Source organism: Synechococcus sp. GEYO, from assembly GCF_900473955.1.
Taxonomy (GTDB): Bacteria; Cyanobacteriota; Cyanobacteriia; order PCC-6307; family Cyanobiaceae; genus Synechococcus_C.
This window is the reverse complement of record NZ_UCNL01000001.1, coordinates 20,814-33,542: the sequence shown is the minus strand read 5'-3', so window position 1 is coordinate 33,542 and position 12,729 is coordinate 20,814. Positions and strand designations below refer to the sequence as shown.

The 12,729-nt window shown below is 50.8% G+C and carries 18 protein-coding genes; 6 read left to right on the top strand and 12 right to left on the bottom strand.

Going from position 1 to position 12,729, the window contains the following annotated elements; translation table 11 throughout:
- Positions 1-53: 53 nt before the first annotated feature.
- Genes DXY37_RS00230 through DXY37_RS00220 form a run of 3 tightly spaced genes read left to right on the top strand, consistent with a single transcriptional unit; the run spans position 54 to position 926 of the window.
- A complete protein-coding gene (locus DXY37_RS00230; protein WP_115124843.1) occupies positions 54-374 on the top strand; it encodes a hypothetical protein in 321 nt (106 codons plus the stop codon).
- Positions 374-661 carry a Nif11-like leader peptide family natural product precursor gene (locus tag DXY37_RS00225; protein WP_115124842.1) on the top strand — a complete coding sequence of 96 codons (288 nt, stop codon included), beginning with the start codon at positions 374-376 and terminating at the stop codon, positions 659-661. The genes DXY37_RS00230 and DXY37_RS00225 overlap by 1 nt, the downstream gene beginning before the upstream one ends.
- A gap of 19 nt (positions 662-680) precedes the next feature.
- Positions 681-926, top strand: a complete 246-nt coding sequence (locus tag DXY37_RS00220) for a Nif11-like leader peptide family natural product precursor (RefSeq protein ID WP_244276752.1) — start codon at positions 681-683, stop codon at positions 924-926.
- A gap of 2 nt (positions 927-928) precedes the next feature.
- Here the strand turns inward: DXY37_RS00220 and DXY37_RS00215 are convergent, their stop codons facing one another.
- From DXY37_RS00215 to DXY37_RS00165, 11 genes are all read right to left on the bottom strand, one after another.
- Positions 929-1,234, bottom strand: coding sequence for a CpeR family transcriptional regulator (locus DXY37_RS00215; RefSeq protein ID WP_115124841.1), 306 nt, complete (start codon positions 1,232-1,234; stop codon positions 929-931).
- A gap of 3 nt (positions 1,235-1,237) precedes the next feature.
- Positions 1,238-1,849, bottom strand: coding sequence for a chromophore lyase CpcT/CpeT (locus tag DXY37_RS00210; protein ID WP_115124840.1), 612 nt, complete (start codon positions 1,847-1,849; stop codon positions 1,238-1,240).
- Between the two features lie 25 nt (positions 1,850-1,874).
- Entirely contained in the window at positions 1,875-2,411 is a 537-nt protein-coding gene (locus DXY37_RS00205; protein WP_115124839.1) for a phycobiliprotein lyase, read from the bottom strand.
- A 302-nt stretch (positions 2,412-2,713) separates the two neighbouring features.
- On the bottom strand, positions 2,714-3,448 hold the full coding sequence (locus DXY37_RS00200) for a phycobilisome rod-core linker polypeptide (protein WP_115124838.1): 735 nt from the start codon (positions 3,446-3,448) through the stop codon (positions 2,714-2,716).
- An 86-nt stretch (positions 3,449-3,534) separates the two neighbouring features.
- Entirely contained in the window at positions 3,535-5,181 is a 1,647-nt protein-coding gene (locus DXY37_RS00195; protein WP_115124837.1) for a phycobilisome rod-core linker polypeptide, read from the bottom strand.
- 56 nt (positions 5,182-5,237) lie between these two features.
- The gene (locus DXY37_RS00190; protein WP_115124836.1) at positions 5,238-6,122 is read right to left on the bottom strand and encodes a phycobilisome linker polypeptide; all 885 of its coding nucleotides are present in this window, start codon (positions 6,120-6,122) and stop codon (positions 5,238-5,240) included.
- A 143-nt stretch (positions 6,123-6,265) separates the two neighbouring features.
- Positions 6,266-6,967: a pentapeptide repeat-containing protein gene (locus tag DXY37_RS00185; protein ID WP_371637746.1), complete on the bottom strand. Its 702-nt coding sequence runs from the start codon at positions 6,965-6,967 to the stop codon at positions 6,266-6,268.
- Positions 6,968-7,246: 279 nt separating this feature from the next.
- The gene (locus tag DXY37_RS00180) at positions 7,247-8,149 is read right to left on the bottom strand and encodes a phycobilisome rod-core linker polypeptide (protein ID WP_115124834.1); all 903 of its coding nucleotides are present in this window, start codon (positions 8,147-8,149) and stop codon (positions 7,247-7,249) included.
- Positions 8,150-8,463: 314 nt separating this feature from the next.
- A complete protein-coding gene (locus DXY37_RS00175; protein WP_115124833.1) occupies positions 8,464-9,186 on the bottom strand; it encodes a phycobilisome rod-core linker polypeptide in 723 nt (240 codons plus the stop codon).
- A gap of 26 nt (positions 9,187-9,212) precedes the next feature.
- Positions 9,213-9,839: a phycobilisome polypeptide gene (locus tag DXY37_RS00170; protein WP_115124832.1), complete on the bottom strand. Its 627-nt coding sequence runs from the start codon at positions 9,837-9,839 to the stop codon at positions 9,213-9,215.
- A complete protein-coding gene (locus DXY37_RS00165) occupies positions 9,836-10,282 on the bottom strand; it encodes a hypothetical protein (RefSeq protein ID WP_115124831.1) in 447 nt (148 codons plus the stop codon). The genes DXY37_RS00170 and DXY37_RS00165 overlap by 4 nt, the downstream gene beginning before the upstream one ends.
- Before the next feature lie 171 nt (positions 10,283-10,453).
- On the opposite strand from DXY37_RS00165, the gene DXY37_RS00160 reads away from it, so the two are divergent.
- A complete protein-coding gene (locus DXY37_RS00160; protein ID WP_115124830.1) occupies positions 10,454-10,921 on the top strand; it encodes a hypothetical protein in 468 nt (155 codons plus the stop codon).
- A 29-nt stretch (positions 10,922-10,950) separates the two neighbouring features.
- On the opposite strand, the gene DXY37_RS00155 is transcribed toward DXY37_RS00160, so the two are convergent.
- The gene (locus tag DXY37_RS00155) at positions 10,951-11,184 is read right to left on the bottom strand and encodes a hypothetical protein (protein ID WP_115124829.1); all 234 of its coding nucleotides are present in this window, start codon (positions 11,182-11,184) and stop codon (positions 10,951-10,953) included.
- Between the two features lie 213 nt (positions 11,185-11,397).
- Between DXY37_RS00155 and DXY37_RS00150 the strand changes: the two genes are divergently transcribed.
- Positions 11,398-12,135, top strand: coding sequence for a hypothetical protein (locus tag DXY37_RS00150; RefSeq protein ID WP_115124828.1), 738 nt, complete (start codon positions 11,398-11,400; stop codon positions 12,133-12,135).
- A gap of 199 nt (positions 12,136-12,334) precedes the next feature.
- Positions 12,335-12,595 (top strand): hypothetical protein, encoded by a 261-nt coding sequence (locus tag DXY37_RS00145; protein ID WP_244276750.1) that lies wholly within the window; start codon positions 12,335-12,337, stop codon positions 12,593-12,595.
- Positions 12,596-12,729 lie beyond the last annotated feature (134 nt).

Sequence of the window (12,729 nt, the reverse complement as noted above, 5' to 3'; positions counted from 1 at the left end):
CCATTTAAGGGCTTTGTTTTTTCTGTTAAAATAATGTTTGTTGACTTGTCCTTATGCCTGCCTCTGCAGAAGCGGAACAAGCGTTACCACGTTTTGTGGACTCGCTGAAGAGTGATCAGAAAATTCGAGATCGACTCAATCTCACCACTGATATAGAAACACTTCGCCAAGTTGTTCAATCGGTTGATGCTTCGTTAACTGGTTCAGCCGTGATACCACTCGAACAAGCAACTCGTGCGCCAAAGATTCTCGTGGATTCTGGTGTGATGGATCAAGAGATATCCTGGCGCTTGCTTCGTTGTACCGGCGGACCACTGGTTTTGCAATTGATCTGCTGCAAGGCTAATTTTGCGATTTGGATAGAGAGCTGCTAATGCATTCCGAAGAGCTTACTCGCTTTGTTAATGAGGTGATTCGTTCTCACGAACTTGCAACTGGTTTGAAACCTCTGAGTTCTCATCAAGAGATCATTGCTTATGGCCAACAGCAGGGGTTTGATTTCAGCGAAGCTCAATGGAATTTATATTATGAGCGTGAATTCTCTGGTTTGTCAGTTTCCATACAACAAAAAGTACTGAGTGCTGATCCAAGCCATTGGTCATGGGCTTTTCGTCAGCTCACGGCATGGAGAGCTATGCTCATGGAAGGAGCGGATAGTTAATCTCATTAACTGCTGCGCAATGATCACTTTTAGAGAGCTTTTTATGTCTGATGTCGATCAAGATCAAATCCTTGAGCAATTTATTGCTTTAGCCAAGAAAGATCAAACTCTTCAAGATGAGATTAAATCGGCTCTGAATCAAGATCAGGTTATCTCGATTGCGGCTGAGCGAGGTTTTCAAATCGATCCGCTCGCAATTTTAAGAAAGTGGAGTAAACACACTGATTTCTCGAAGCCAACTTGGATGGGCTGGTTTGGCGAATAACCTTATGTATTGATATCGGCGTATCGTGTTTGTTTTCCTCCACGCTTTGCCCAGTATGTCACTAAATTCTCGCCTCCTGGTCGGGGAACACTGGCAATAGCTCTTAGAATTTTAAACGATCGATTGGGCCCCATTGGCCAATTGCCAACAGCTTTCACTTGTCGAACTTGACCCCCAATTTGCAGCATACATGCTTCAAATTTTTCGAGTTGTGTTTGATCAACCGTTTCAAAAATAAAATCAGTGCCTTCGCAGATCATATGTTGTGAACGGATCCAGCTTTTAAGCTGTTTTTCGCTATTTTCCATTCACTATTTTTTTTCTTCTATCCAAGACGAAGTAATTATATCAGAGATATCTTCAATCCTTTTGAATTTGAGAGGTCCATGCTCTGAGCCCCATTTCACCTCATCAGTCTCCGGATCAAATCCTCGGTCTCGACTAACCCAAGTCTCTTGATTCACTTCGACTTCGCTGACTAAATAGGTTAGCTTTCCATCGCGGGGTACTAGACATTCTTTGCCCGGTTCAACATTGCCAACGTAATGATTGGCTGTTGTTTCTTTGAAATGCATTGAACAGCCGCAACGTTTTTTGAGGCTATCGCTATCCAGTGAATCAAGTAATTCTGGATTTCTTCCTGATCCAGCCAGTCGTTCTTTATTAGTAAAATCAAAGTTTTCAATTACAAAAACATCGTCTTGGCAGATGAGGCGATGAACTCCTTGTCTGTAGGGATTCCAAGGTGAGTAATCGTAATATTGCTCTGAATAAAAACCAGGACCTTTGAAAACAGTCCAAGGCAACGGCCGGAAGACAATGTTGATTCGTGCGAAGTCTTTGGGTCTCTCTTGTGATTGAGCAAAATTATCGTAGATACCTGATAGTATTTTTGCGAATCTGATCTTATCTTGATTATCCATGGCTGAAGGTTTTAGGCTTGAGTTATTAGGCTGAGATTTTTCGGACTTCAGAAGCAAAAGAAGCCTGAAGGATTCCAGATCCAGCCGATGTCTTTAAAACTGAAGATCGACAGCGAACGTGCTCTGATACAAACCAAATGCGTTCTTCGGCAATCGATTGATCATAGTGAGTTTTAAGAATAAACGTACCATCGTCAAGAAACCGGTACTCTGATTCTGCTGCTACAGCTTCTGCGTAACCCACGCTTCTCAGGAGTTTTCCCGATATTTCATTCGATGGGATCGGTACGATTAGGCAAGATCCACTTGAGACTTCACTTGGATCGTCGGGTTCCCAGTCACTTTCAGCATTCCACTCCATGCAAAAGGGAGATAGATGCTGGCTGTTAGAAGGCTCAGATGATGCTTTGATTAGCTCTGAAATTTTGTTTGGATCACCATTAAATGCCGTGATTGATATTTCACTGAGTACATCTTCGAATTGTTGAAATGCAAGGGAGTGGCCGCTTCTCATTGAGCGCCATTCTCCGATGCTTTGAGCAACAAACTGCTCAATATCCATCATTAATATTACCTTGACTGTCGAACCCTTCGGTTTTTTTAGGTAAATTGGCCTGCATCATGTTGACCATCGAGTCAACCATCATTGACATAGCCATTGGGACCGATGACACAGACTTATTGAAAGCGTCTGTTTGATTGGGGTCAGACCTGGTGGTGTCTCTAAGAATTGGCATGTGAGGGTGTGTCGACGAGAAAACGTGGAGTCTTTCCGGTTGATTGATGGAATTGGATTGGCGTTTACTAGAGCCAATCCAATTATCTCTGATTCAATCAAGAATCAGAGCTCAACTCCGTGAAGGGTTAAGCCTTCGAAATAGAAACGATCCGACCACCTTGGGCTTGGATGCTCCGCAGCGTTGCAGACATGGAGCTTTGGCTGACAACTGATTTCTGCATCACACGTCGATTAGCGCTGACCTGCCGCCGGGTCGTCCAAAAGATTGAGATCCCATTGGCGTTGCCAACGCTCTTGCGATCGACAATCGCAGGTGCATTGCCAGTGGAGAGGCTTCTTAACAGCTTTGATTCGTTGCTAGCAGCGTCGTAGCCAGCGAAGCCGGCATCAACTGCAATTCCACGTGTGTAATTAATGGTTCGTCCGCCACTTATCGATGCGCTTGAGCGATTGTGGGGGACTTGGTCGATACCAAAGGCAGCTAGATATTCTTCGCTGTAGGTGTAGCTTGCAATTTCTGCTTCGTATCCTTCAGTGTTCATGCGGGTGACATGCTCCATCAGTTCGCTCTGATCATGAGGAGGCCGTCCTAGTAAATGCTTGAAATTAAGCTCTACAAATTGGTAGGGACTCATGTTTTCGAGGAAAAGTCTCTTGTAGGTATCAGATTGTGCAAGCGCTGTGACGAACCCTTGAACCGTAAGATCGCCATTCATAAACAAGGCTTCGAGAGACTTGTTGACGTCCAGCTCCATGAGGTGACGGTTACCGAAAACCTGTTTGTAAATGCTTTGAATCACTTCATCAGCATGTCCCAGATCTGCATTGGCCTGGGTCGCCAGTGTGGTGGTTTCCGTCATGTCTCAGGTGATTAGGTGATGGGTCAATTTTTTAGGCCCTTTGATCATCAAAGGGCCTATTCAACAAGTCGTTGATGGGAATTCGATTACATCACTTCGGTGATGGAGACGATTTTTCCACCTCTTGCATGGATGTACTTCATCTGGCTGGACATGTCTTTGCCAGACACCAAGTAGGTGCTGCCGGCTGTGCGTTGCCTTGTACGTGCAGCTTGAGCTGCAACCACAATCCGGAAGCGTTTTTTGGTGGGATCTGGTGCACCTGATTGGGTGCCAGTTCTGTTGATTCTCGTTGTGGTGGAGCTCCATCCGCCCGGAACCATTCCTGTTGCCACTGAAGTGACCAACGAAGAACTGGTCAGAACTGTGTCGCTTGCAGCGAAACCTTCGGCCAGCTTGAGATGACGGTTGAAGGCAACCTGTGAGCGGCCGTCTTCGGAGAGAATTCGTGCGAAAGGCACGGTGTCTTCACCGAACGTGCTTTGGTATTCCTCGCAGTCAACGTAACTACAAATTTCCGCGTCATAACCACCTTCAGCAAGAATTCGTGTGTGCTCACTGATTTCTGCTTGGGATTTTGGCGCACGTCCAAGGAAATGCTTGAAGTTCAGTTCGATAAAGCGATAGGGGGCATTGGTCTCGAAGAAACGCTTTTTGTATTCGGCGGAAAGGCCAATCGCCCGCACAAATTCGCGAGTGCTCAGATAGCCATCGATGAATTTGCTTTCTGCCGATACGGACCGTTCGAATTCCATGAGATGGGGGTTGCCCATCACCTGCTTGTATGAGGCCCGAATCAGTGCATTCAGTTGATCTGCACTATCGCCAGGGCAACGTTGGAACGTTTCTTGCTCCCTTTGCCCCAACCCAAAGAACACGTAGGAGTCACCGCGCATCGGCGCGCTATCGCCGCCGCTGGTGATTCCTGGAGCTTTGCTTGGAATCTGACCACGCGAGAATGCTGTGGAGGGGCGAACTCCAAGGGCTTCGGAAGGACGGCCGATGCGGGGGGCCATTCCAGACGCCATGCTGCTTGTCAGTGCACTGCTGCCTCCGCGTGCGCTGTCACTTCCAGCAAAGCTTTTTTGCAGTGCTGCCAGCATTGAGAATGCTGAGGTGGCTAAATCTGCGGGTGAGCTCCAAGCACGTGCATAGGGAACAATGTCACTGCCAAACACCTCGAGGTATTCCGCCGAGTCGATGATGCTGTCGATCAGTGCTGCGTGGCCGCTTTCAGCCTGCAAGCTGATTTTTTTAGACACCTCAGCTTGAGAATGGGGTGCGCGTCCTAGCAGATGCTTGAAGTTCAGTTCGATTCCACGTTGCGGTGCAACTGCAGAAAAGAAACGAGACTTGTAAAAGCTTGATTGCGCCAGCCCTCGGATGAAGTTCCTAACTGTGAGCCTGCCGTCTCTCAGTTGTGCTTCCAGTTCAGTGCAGCGTTCAAAATCCATGACGTGCGCGTTGCCGAACACCTGTCGGTAACTGGCAGCAATCACTTCATCCAGTGATGCTTGGTCGTCGGGGCTATAGCACTCCGCTGTGACGCGGTGGGGACAATCCTCATGGCTGCGAGGACCAACACCGATCGCCATCTGATCGCATGACTGTTTGAGGAATTCGCCAATAGTCAGTGCAGGCTTCTGAGCGTTTTGTCCTTTCCTCTGGAAGCTGACAGGGCTATTCCACTTGGTTTCAGCGCCGAATCCGTTCGAAGTTTGGTTGGTTGCCATGGTTCAGATCTAATGAAAGGTTGTTGGGTTGTGGTCGAATGCTTGTTCAGATGAGATCAGGTCACCGGAGTGATGCTTGCGATCTTTCCGCCTTCACGGTGAATCCTTTTGAATTGCTCGGAAAGCTTGTCGAACGGAACGTAGAAGACCCTGTTACTGCGGGTATAGCGAGAGATTCGCCGCAGATTGTTGGCGCTGTAGCCAGTGACTTCCACGCGGTAAGTCACTCCCTCCTCGCCAGCACCTGCACCCAGTCGGGTCGGTGCATCCTGCAAATTGGTTGAAGGGCGGAAACTCCAGCCTGTGGCCTGAGTGGATGACGGAGGAACCACTGGAAGTGGCAGGTTCTGATAGGCCGCACCGCCCAGCTTGCTGCGGTTGCCAGCCAGATCACCCTTCAGGCTGCTGCTGCTGTTTCCACGCAACAACTGGAAGCTCCAGGTGAATTCCTGGAGAGTCGTGCAACATTCGGTTTTCCAACCGCGTTGATAGGGAACGGTCCACTCACCGAATGCATTCTGGTAATCGTCTGAATCCAGAAAACTGTCGATATCGGCTTCATATCCCTTGCTGTCTAGGCGCTCAGCATGGGTGCGCATTTCCTGGAAGTCTTCAGGAGCCCTTCCGAGAAAGTGGCGGAAGGCCAGTTCGATGTAGCGGTAACGCGCGCAGGTATCGAAGAAGCGTGTGCGATATAGCTCGCTCTTGGCAATGCGTCGCACCAGTTCTCGCACGCTGATTTCACCGAGCTTGAACTGCGATTCAGCAATGATTTGGCGCTCGCTTTCCATGACGTAAGCGTTGCCAAGCACCTGCTGATACACCTTGCGGATGATTTGCTCCTTCTTGGCATCGTCATCGCCAGGGAGCAGTTCGAGGGGTGCTTCACTCTCGTCCGAGAAGCGCTCGACCCCCAAAAGCGAGGCAGGACCGAAGGGCATGAAGGTTCTCGCGATATTCGCAGGCCCTATCGTCTGTCAGAACTGCCGTGCGCGAGCGCCTTCTTTATAAAGCTCAATCAAGTGTGTCTAAATATTGCGTGACGTGACAATTCAGTGCTCCTGGAAGGGGTCTTGAGCAGGCATCAGTTTTGGTTTCCCGAACCATTTTTTGCTTTCAGCGATTCCAGGCTTGTCCGCGTTGAGCTGCGTGTTAGCGGGTTCCATTGATCCAGTTCAAGCGCTTCACGGTTCAGCAATGTGTCCAGCTGCTGGTCAAGACCTCGGCAAAGACTGAAGTCAGCTCCCCGAATCGATTCGACGCAGTCAAGCGCTGCAGCTTCGAGGTCTGCGCCTCGGAAATCGGCCATATCCAGCTGGCTGGTTCCAAAGCGTGTGCCTCTGCACATCGCACCTCGCAAGTTGGCGTGTCGAAGATCTGCCCCAGCCATGGCCGTGCCATCGAGAATGGCCCCGCTGAGATCGGTCCCGCTGAGATAGGCACCCATTAACACCGCTTTGCGCAGGTCAACTCCTCTTAAATCTGCGTTATTCAGAAAGGCACCATTGAGCTTTGCTCCTGGACCTACGGCTCCGCTGTTTTGATGATCGAAATTCTCAGGAAACTTGGTGCTCGAGTCGTATACCGCCAGACGTAGATCTGCGCCTTCCAATTTGCATTGGCTTAAATCACTGCCTCGAAGGTTGCAACGGCAGAGCAAAGCGCCGCTCAGATCACGTTCACCCAAATCCTGTTGGCTCCAGTCGGAACCACGAGCATCCACTGCTGAACCTTGTGCGTTTTCAGGCGTTTGCGTCTCGGGGGCCGTCCAGTTGCGAAGGTCGATGAATTGAGACGTCAGAGCTCGATCCTCCTGAATTGCATTGCATCGAGGCTACCTCTCTCCCAACTGAATGATCTGACTCAATCAGTGCTCATGGGTGATGGTTGTTGAGATCGAGTTGGTCCTTGCGCCTTGTGTGGGCCCTATCAATCGATTATCCCATGCTGAATTGCGCTGTTTTGGGGCTGGATGCAGTCATCAAAAAGCACCGACTGGATCAGTCGGTGCTTTGATGCTCAACTCTTCGTTGAGATTGGTTAGCTGAGTCCTCAGACTCTTTCCTTATGCCCAGGTTTTTGCATTTTTAGACTGATACATGCGTTGGAATGCACCGCTGTAAGGGTCTTTGACGGCCTTGGAGTAAACGAATCCACTGACGTCGTATCCGGAACCTGATTGAGAAATTCGGCGAGCGTTGCTGAATTCCATCACCAGTTGGCTGCGCCCTTCGATTGTTGTATCGGAAGCTGCGTTGGCTGGAGTGACTCTGGCCAGATTGGTGAATGTGGAGCAATAAGCACCAGCTGCCGAAGTCCAGGCGCGTGGATAAGGAACAGTGTCTGTTCCAAACACCTCCAGATATTCACCAGAGTGGGTGATTTTGTAGATCAATGCATCAAACCCACCTTCGGCGATGAGCGTGATCGCTGCACTCACTTCAGCCTGGTTAAGGGGCGGTCTTCCAAGCAAATGCTTGTAGTTCAATTCGATGCCGCGAATCGGCGAAACACGATGGAAATACTTTTCTTTGTAGAGGTCTGACTTTGCAAGTCCTGCCACGAAATCCCTTACGCTGATTTCGCCGGTGCTGAGTTGCGACTCCAGCTCAGTGCAGCGCTGGTTACCCATGGGGCCCAGGTTGCCGAAAACTTGCTTGTAGCTTGCGGCGATCGCTGTCTCTAGGGCATCGCTTCCGTTGGCTGCGTAAACCTCGTTGACACTGCTGAAAGGACATTCGCTGTGAACCCTTGGTCCGATGCCAATGCCCATGGAGGAACACAGATTTGCTTTGTATTCCTCAGGTGTTGAAGCAGCAAGGCCCTGGCGCGGAATCAAGTTGCCTTTTTCGCATTCCTGGCGGTAGAGATTGGTCGCCGTGTTGCTGCGTGTTTTGGTGGAGTTGCCTGCGGCGTAGGAGACGCGGTTCAGGTTCGTGAAATCACGTGTCGGCTTGATGGCGACCATTACTGATCTCAAAGGAGTACTTGTGAACAGACAGTAATCGCGTTTTCGGATGAACTCCCCGCAGCCAGGAGGCTTGCAACAAAATGTTTTCTCGCGATTCTTCGACTTTCTTAATGGTAGCCGATTAGATGCTTAATGCTTCTTCACCTCAAGTATTTTGTGGAGCATTGGTTGTCATCAAATGATGCTCTTTCTTCCATCGAGTAGCTCTTTCACGTTAAAACTTCGCGCCATCTCGTGTCTCCATGATGAGGATGGCCGTTGTGCGTCGTCAGTTGTGCCTAAAAACGATGTCTAAATCAACCGTACTTCAATTAGCGAGTGCCATACATTTCTCCGGCAACAATAAGGAGAACTCTGATGATTTCAAAGGCTCCAATCGCAGCCAGGCCAAGCCAGGCCTTTTTAGCCCACTCAGGTGTTTTGATATAGGCAGGGACAAGCGTCTCAATTTCAAGCCTGGCTTGTAGTTTCTGGTCCCATTGTTGATCTCTCCAGTCGCTTCCGTAGCGAGGATATTGCTGGTAGATCGGCATTACTCCGGTTGAGGCACCTGGAATCACGCGAGAGCGCTGACTAGGAACATCGTCATAGCCAAATGAATCCAGATATTCTTTGCTGTCGAGCACAGCATCAACAAAGCTGCTGAAGCCTTTCTCTGCAATCAGGATTGACCAACTGATTCGCTCGCTTTGGCCATGCACTTCTCTGCCGAGAACGCGGCCAACCACCTGATCGACAAGCCTGTAATTTGTGCTGCAGGCCACATAGCCTTCTTGGAAGCGTCTTGACAGCAGTAAGCCGCGGATGAAGTCCCTGGTTGTGATGCTTCCATCACGAAACTGGGATTCAAGGTTCACGTCACGATCGCATTTCATGGCGTGAAAGAAGATCTGCCGATAGGCCTGCTCGATCTGGAAGCCCCGGTCTTCACGGCTTGGATATGTCGCTCGATTCAGCTCAGACTTCAGGCCGCCCTGGTCGCCAACACGGTTGTTCTGGCTGGTCAGCGGGTAGTCGAGCAGCTGAAGCGCCATCCGTAGAAATGCTCAGTCAATGCTGCTCATCTTATGTCTGCTTCACTGCTTTCCCGTTGAGACCCGTCGTGTCTCTTCATCTCCTTGCGAATCATGTTGCCAAGGTGAGATAACGCATCACCCAGTGCTTCGGCATTGGCTCCTGCTCCCAATCTGCTGTAACTGGCCACTGAATGCAGGCGCAGTCGATCCAGAGCCAGCAGTAAGCCAGGCACTGGCACGTCGAGTAGTGCATAAAGCTCTGCCAGGCATTGCATGCCCTCGCTGTCCGTGACATCGCTTTTACGTAATGCGGTGCCGTAAATGCTGACGCGCAGAAAATGAAAGCAGTCGCGCCAGCAGGCGTCGGCCCGATCCTGCGGGAACAACTTGCCGCCTGGTTGCACCAGCTGCGGCTGCTCACTCAGAAGATCGGCACGCGCCTGGTCAACAAGATCTGAAACCTGACGTTGAAGTGCAGTCAGGGGAGCGGCTTCAAGACCTGACCAGTCACAACACTCTTGAATCTCTTCATCGCTGAGTAAGCGTTTGCTCTGATCGGCCTCATGGATCAGATCACGCAGGTTCTCTGGAAGGCTGGGATCTCCACTGAGCCCACACACCTTCGAATTGCGTGCAAGTTGTTTGATGCGTTCTGCTGAAGCGGAGCTCACGGATGAACCGCCTTGTTTCTCGAAGTCTTAGGAAGAATCGGGCATGCGGTCAGCCAGCCGTGGCGTTCCAGATAGAACGCCCAGGCAATCTCCTGCCCCACTCCTGGGCAGTGATCGGGGACGGCATCGGCAATTGGATCACTCACTCCAAGGCTTTTCAGCAGTGCTCCAACATCGGAAGCAGACCTCGCTGCCGTGCTGCGGATGGCGGCACCAACAACCCAGGTGAGTTTGGTTGCACCTAATGGGCAGGCGTCGCTTTCGCAGGCGAGCAGCACATTTCCAGGCTCCGTCATGGCTGCGAAAGTGTCCTGCCAGAGCTGCAGGTCATCGGGTTTGAGATTCAGCCGCAGGATCTGATCCCCGACTGAATGGAGCTGTTCGTTGTCAGCTCCAACCCCCTCGAGCAACGACATGAGGTTGGCCTGCTGTGATCCATCCATCGCTCAAATCCGGCCTTGGGAACTGTATCCGTACTGTTCGGAATCTCAGTTGCCGTGCATCAGGGATGTCACCTGAAGTCGAATGGGGTGAGGTGGGGTTTGGCTTGCGCCAGGTACTCCTGGACAACCCACGCACGATCGATACGATCGGGCCGCCAACGCTCGTGTCCCATGGCTGCAGCTGAATCCAATGCGCTGATGGTCCAGCAGCTCAGTCGACAGCTGCATGCAGTGAGTGAGATTGCTGAGTCACTCACGCTGCGTTTGATGGCCATGGAGGAGCGTTTTGAGCAGTTGCAACTGAATGCTTTGTCTGCTGGATCAGACCCTGCTCCAGATGAAGCCAGCCAACAGCTGCTTGATGACAGTGGTGACCGTCTAAGGCATCTCCAAGGATTGCTCGACGAAGACGCTCCCGGCCAGGTGCTCGAACTCGTGCCTCCATCAGCCGATGAAATGGCTTCTGGCTGCATTGATGAAGCCATCTCTGATCGTGAGGATCTCGATGAGCTTGAGCCCTCGCTGAAGGAGACCGTCTACGTGGATGACCCGCAGATTGATCCTGCTCATGACCAGCTCAATGATCAGGACGACGATGATCAGGACGAAAATGATCAAATTGATCTGTTGAGTGCCTGATCGTTGGGGTTCAAGGTTGCTTCAGTTGCTCACAGCTCCAGTAGGCGGACCCTGAACTGAGCAACCTGTCGAGCTTGTGTTGGCTCTGACTGCACAAAAGGATGGTCGTTCAAATGATCGATCACTGTTTCGATTTTTTCATCGACTGACTTGTTTTCAAGTTCGCCACGCCTGAGACATTCTTTCCAGGCGGGATCAAACACCATGGCAAATCCATCGGCGTTGTTGAACTGTCGATCGTCGTTAACCGGGATTGGAATCAATGAACGGTTCTGCGAAGTGCCAGGACCAGGATTTGAGCTGGGGCTGATGCGACTATTGACCCGTTAAAACACTCAAAATGGTTGAGCAGTGATCAAGACAACGCCTTTTGGCAAAGACTGGTCTTGCTGCTCCCATACCGCGACCTTACGTTTGGTTTGGTTCGGCAGTAGCTCCTTCGCCCTCCTGATCGGTGGCGTTGGTAGGGGAACTCTATGTCTCGCTCTCTTCCCCAGAACTGGATCGACGGCACTCTGCACAGTCTGAATGTGGTGCGAGATCTGGGATGGGCAGGGGCGATCGTTCATCCATCTCTATCCGTCTTCCGCCAGAAACCAAGCGCCAAAAGCAGGAAGACCAAGAATCTTCAATGGCGTTTTCTTCCAGAAAAGGCCGATGATCCGCGTCTTTTTAAGGGAAGAACCAACCGAGGACAAGGCAAGCGTCTGTCGATTGAGGGAACCTGTGGAACCACTGATCCCTGGGAAGCCGTCACCATTGCTGTGGCTGCGTCCCAGGAGCGGTGGCGAACTCTGCATCAGCAGCTGGAGCAGCTGCAGCGTGAGCAAAGCCAAGCCCTTTCGGTGTATTGGGAGCGCTGGTATGCCCATGCAGAGCAGCAACCAAGGAGCAATCGCAATCGCTGGTTAAGTGACAAGCGGAACCTCTGGAATGGAGCGATCGGCATTGGTCTTCAGCCGTGGGCCACGACCAAGACAATTGAGCGAATTTCCAGCAACGATTTTTTGGAGTTCTTGCTCATCGTTCGCAAGCACTGTGCAGCGCAGGGGCTCTCTGTGGACGACACCAGGCGTCAATACAAAGTCCTGATTCGTCACCTCTTCATGGAGGCAAGAGCCGATTTTCCTGCTCTCACTTGCCCGGAATTTCCTGTGATCAAGAAGCACGCCAGGAAAAGTGGCACGTCTGATCAACCTTCAGAAGATGCTTAGAGAGGAGCTGGATGGGCTTTGAATGGTTAGGCCGTCAGAGGGCTTCAAGAGGTTTGTGCTGGTTGGGGAGCAGAACAAACACTTGTTTTGATGCTCTCTAGGTGTTGTTCCTTTTAGAACCTTGGTGCGGTTATTACGTCCGAAATCTGCTTCGGCGCATGGTCCCAGTCCATAACGTTCTTAAAACGTTTCTTTGACCATGACTGAAGTCAACTCCTCCCAAAATTCTCCCAGCAAGAAGAAAGGGAAGAAAGGTTGTGCTGGCAACAAGAAGGCGATGCTGGCTTATGGCGTGATTCAGATTTCTGCCACCGTCATCTCCGCTATATCACTGGCAGCAATCGCCTTGGGCCTCTGTGCTGTCAAGCAGGAAAGCAAGGCGTTCAATGGTTGTGTAGACGAGGTCATCGCAAAGGGCGTGACCAATGCCGAAGCAGTTCGCTTCTGCAATGGCGGCTGATGGCTTCAATTGACGCCTGACGGTCCCTTCTCTCTGAACTGTGCTTTTGACGACATTATGTATCAGCATGATACATAACACTGTGCTTGTTCGCTGGGAGGAGGTGCTGACTTAATTGGGAAGACACCAATAGG

What these genes read in the sequence shown, in the direction of transcription:
- DXY37_RS00230 (WP_115124843.1), top strand. Translation starts at nt 54, where the DNA reads ATGCCTGCCTCTGCAGAAGCGGAACAAGCGTTACCACGTTTTGTGGAC.
- DXY37_RS00225 (WP_115124842.1), top strand. Translation starts at nt 374, where the DNA reads ATGCATTCCGAAGAGCTTACTCGCTTTGTTAATGAGGTGATTCGTTCT.
- DXY37_RS00220 (WP_244276752.1), top strand. Translation starts at nt 681, where the DNA reads ATGATCACTTTTAGAGAGCTTTTTATGTCTGATGTCGATCAAGATCAA.
- DXY37_RS00215 (WP_115124841.1), bottom strand. Translation starts at nt 1,234, where the DNA reads ATGGAAAATAGCGAAAAACAGCTTAAAAGCTGGATCCGTTCACAACAT.
- DXY37_RS00210 (WP_115124840.1), bottom strand. Translation starts at nt 1,849, where the DNA reads ATGGATAATCAAGATAAGATCAGATTCGCAAAAATACTATCAGGTATC.
- DXY37_RS00205 (WP_115124839.1), bottom strand. Translation starts at nt 2,411, where the DNA reads ATGGATATTGAGCAGTTTGTTGCTCAAAGCATCGGAGAATGGCGCTCA.
- DXY37_RS00200 (WP_115124838.1), bottom strand. Translation starts at nt 3,448, where the DNA reads ATGACGGAAACCACCACACTGGCGACCCAGGCCAATGCAGATCTGGGA.
- DXY37_RS00195 (WP_115124837.1), bottom strand. Translation starts at nt 5,181, where the DNA reads ATGGCAACCAACCAAACTTCGAACGGATTCGGCGCTGAAACCAAGTGG.
- DXY37_RS00190 (WP_115124836.1), bottom strand. Translation starts at nt 6,122, where the DNA reads ATGCCCTTCGGTCCTGCCTCGCTTTTGGGGGTCGAGCGCTTCTCGGAC.
- DXY37_RS00180 (WP_115124834.1), bottom strand. Translation starts at nt 8,149, where the DNA reads ATGGTCGCCATCAAGCCGACACGTGATTTCACGAACCTGAACCGCGTC.
- DXY37_RS00175 (WP_115124833.1), bottom strand. Translation starts at nt 9,186, where the DNA reads ATGGCGCTTCAGCTGCTCGACTACCCGCTGACCAGCCAGAACAACCGT.
- DXY37_RS00165 (WP_115124831.1), bottom strand. Translation starts at nt 10,282, where the DNA reads ATGGATGGATCACAGCAGGCCAACCTCATGTCGTTGCTCGAGGGGGTT.
- DXY37_RS00160 (WP_115124830.1), top strand. Translation starts at nt 10,454, where the DNA reads ATGGCTGCAGCTGAATCCAATGCGCTGATGGTCCAGCAGCTCAGTCGA.
- DXY37_RS00150 (WP_115124828.1), top strand. Translation starts at nt 11,398, where the DNA reads ATGTCTCGCTCTCTTCCCCAGAACTGGATCGACGGCACTCTGCACAGT.
- DXY37_RS00145 (WP_244276750.1), top strand. Translation starts at nt 12,335, where the DNA reads ATGACTGAAGTCAACTCCTCCCAAAATTCTCCCAGCAAGAAGAAAGGG.